This is a genomic window from Actinomycetota bacterium (assembly GCA_036280995.1).
In the GTDB taxonomy this organism is placed as follows: Bacteria; Actinomycetota; CALGFH01; order CALGFH01; family CALGFH01; genus CALGFH01.
Genome location: DASUPQ010000414.1, coordinates 1 through 2,913, shown reverse-complemented (window position 1 = coordinate 2,913; position 2,913 = coordinate 1). Strand labels below are relative to the sequence as shown.

The 2,913-nt window shown below is 72.8% G+C and carries 3 protein-coding genes and 1 tRNA gene; 3 read left to right on the top strand and 1 reads right to left on the bottom strand.

Going from position 1 to position 2,913, the window contains the following annotated elements:
- Window positions 1–249: 249 nt before the first annotated feature.
- The 3 genes from VF468_13645 to argS all read left to right on the top strand — a co-directional run bounded on the left by VF468_13645 (window position 250) and on the right by argS (window position 2,547).
- A tRNA-Arg gene (locus VF468_13645) sits at window positions 250–323 on the top strand.
- Window positions 324–460: 137 nt separating this feature from the next.
- Window positions 461–862 carry a response regulator gene (locus VF468_13640; GenBank protein ID HEX5879337.1) on the top strand — a complete coding sequence of 134 codons (402 nt, stop codon included), beginning with the start codon at window positions 461–463 and terminating at the stop codon, window positions 860–862.
- The gene (gene argS, locus VF468_13635) at window positions 859–2,547 is read left to right on the top strand and encodes an arginine--tRNA ligase (protein ID HEX5879336.1); all 1,689 of its coding nucleotides are present in this window, start codon (window positions 859–861) and stop codon (window positions 2,545–2,547) included. Before VF468_13640 ends, argS begins: the two co-directional genes overlap by 4 nt.
- Before the next feature lie 132 nt (window positions 2,548–2,679).
- Here argS and VF468_13630 read toward each other — a convergent pair.
- The coding region (locus VF468_13630; GenBank protein ID HEX5879335.1) for a hypothetical protein at window positions 2,680–2,913 on the bottom strand (234 nt) is incomplete at its 5' end.

The window sequence follows — 2,913 nt, the reverse complement described above, 5'->3', positions numbered from 1 at the left end:
CACGATGTCGCCGTCGTGGCGCAGGATCGCCGCCGTCATGTCGTGCAGCAGCCCCTTGCGGTCCCCGCCCTCGAGCAGCACGGCCAGCTGCGGCGCGCGCCGCAGCGGTCGCTCCTCCTCGTCCCGTTCGGGGCCGCCTGTTGTCACGGACGAGAGGCTACCAGCCGGGATGGTCGGGCCCGGGCGGGCCGCGGGTGGCGCGTCCGGCCGTCTACAGGCCCGTTCCAGTTCTGTATCATCGGGCCGCATGCCCGTGTAGCTCAGTTGGATAGAGCGTCTGCCTCCGGAGCAGAAGGTCGCCCGTTCGAGTCGGGCCACGGGTACCTTCGACGGGGCCGAACCGCTTGGCCGCGCCGAATCGGGATTGATGCGAACCTGCAGGTCAAAGGGCCTGTGCTATGCTCCGCGGACCCGCGTCGCACGATCTTCCCGGACTCCTTTCTGATCAGGTCTTTCCCGCATGTCCAACGCGCGCATCTTGGTCGTTGACGACGATCAGGTCATCCAGCAGCTGCTCAAGGTCAATCTGGAACTGGAGGGGTACGCGGTCGAGGTCGCCTCGGACGGCGAGGAGGCGCTCGCGCTGTTCGACCGGTTCCATCCGGACCTGGTGCTGCTCGATATCATGATGCCCAAGCTCGACGGCTGGGAGGTCGCGCGCCGGCTTGCCGGGACCACCGGCGGGCCGCCGCCGATCGTGCTGCTGTCGGCCCGAGCGCAGGAGTCCGACGTCCAGAAGGGCAACGACCTGGGCGTCGCCGCCTACGTGACCAAGCCGTTCGATCCGATCCAGCTCCTGCACCTGGTGGCGGGGATCATCGCCCAGCAGGACCGCGGGGCCGCCACCCCTGGAGTGCCATGACCGCCGCCGTACTCGCCGTCCAGCACGACCTGGCTGGGCTCTTCCGGGCCGCCCTCCACCGGGCGGTCGGCGCCGGGGCGCTCGCCCTCGACCCCGAGGCCATTCCCGAGCCCTCGCTGGAGCGGCCGCGGCTGCCCGAGCATGGCGACTGGGCCACCAACGTGGCCATGGTGCTGGCCAAGGCGGCCAAGGCGCCGCCCCGGGCGGTCGCCGAGGCCATGGTCGCCCACCTGGAGCCGCCCGACTGGGTGGCCGGGGTCGAGGTGGCCGGTCCCGGGTTCGTCAACGTCCGGCTCGACCAGCGCTGGTTCGCCGGGCTGGTCCGGCGGGTCCTGGCCGAGGGCAGGTCGTTCGGCGCCGTCGACGTGGGCCACGGGGAGCGGGTCAACGTCGAGTTCATCTCGGCCAACCCGACCGGGCCGCTGCACGTCGGCAACGCCCGCCTGGCCCCGACCGGCGACGCCCTGGCCAACCTGCTCGCCGCCACCGGCTACAAGGTCGAGCGCGAGTACTACCTCAACGACGCCGGCAGCCAGCTCGACCGGCTCGGGGCCAGCGTCGAGGCGGCCTACCTGCGCCTGCTGGGCCGGCCGGCCGAGACCCCGGCCGACGGGTACAAGGGCGCCTACGTCGCCGAGCTGGCCGCGGAGCTCCGCTCGGAGCAGGGCGACGCCCTGGCCGACCTGGAGCCGGCCGAGCGCCTCTCCCGCATCACCGAGTGGTCCTACCGGCGGATGGTGGAGGGGATCCAGGCGACGCTGGCCCGCCTCGGGGTCACGTTCGACGTCTGGTTCTCCGAGCGCACCCTCCACCAGAGCGGGGCCATCGCCGACACCGTGGACGAGCTGCGCGAGCGGGGCCTGGTCGAGGACCGCGACGGCGCCGTGTGGCTGCGCACGACCGAGTTCGGGGACGACAAGGACCGGCCGCTGATCCGCTCCAGCGGGGCGCCCACCTACCTGGCGGCCGACGTCGTCTACTACCGGGACAAGCGCCGGCGCGGCTTCGACCGGCTGATCTTCCTGTGGGGCGCCGACCACCACGGCTACATCCCGCGGATGCGGGCGGTGGTGCGCGCCTTCGGCGACCCCGACGACACCGCCGAGTTCCTCATCGGCCAGCTGGTGAGCCTGGTCCGGGCGGGCCAGCCGGCCAAGATGAGCAAGCGGTCCGGCGACATCGTCACCGTCGACGACCTGATCGACGAGGTCGGCAAGGACGCCTTCCGCTACACGATGCTGCGCACCTCCATCGACACGCCGCTCGAGTTCGACGTGGAGGCGGTCACCCGCCAGTCGATGGACAACCCGGTCTACTACGTCCAGTACGCGCACGCCCGCATCTCCAGCGTGCTGCGCCAGGGCCGCGAGATCGGGTTCACGCCGGTGCCGGTCGACGAGGCCGACCTGGGGCTGCTCGACCATCCGATGGAGGCGGCCCTGCTGCGCCGCCTGGCCGCGTTCGAGGAGCTGGTCGTGACGGCCGCCGCCCAGCGCGCCCCCCACCGCCTGACCCGCTACGCCGAGGACCTGGCCGCCGCCTTCCACCGCTTCTACGGCGAGTGCCGGGTCCTCAGCGACGACCGCGCCCTCTCCAGCGCCCGCTGGTGGCTCGTCAACGCCACCCAGCGGGTGCTGGCCAACACCCTGGCCCTGATCGGGGTCGACGCGCCCGAGCGGATGTAGGTCCGCCGGGCCACGGCTCAGGAGCCGAGGACCGGGGCGGCCGGCGCGGGGGGAGGCGAAGGCCGGGTCGGGGGAGGCGGCGGCGGTGCCGAGGTTCGGTGCGGCTGGCCGGGGTCCGGCGACACCTTGCCGTCACAGCCGCCGTCCTCCGGCGACCCCTCGGCGTCCCGATCCTGGTCCGTGTCCTCCATCTCCGTCTCCTCGTCTCCGGACCCCGTCCAGGTCGGGCCGGTCGTGGAGCTGCTCGGGCGCCATCCACGACGGCGTGCCGACGCGGGCCCCGGTCTGGGTGATCGACGCCGCCCCGTCGTACCGGGCGATGCCGAAGTCGACGACCCGGGGCCCGTCGGGGCCGAGCACCACGTT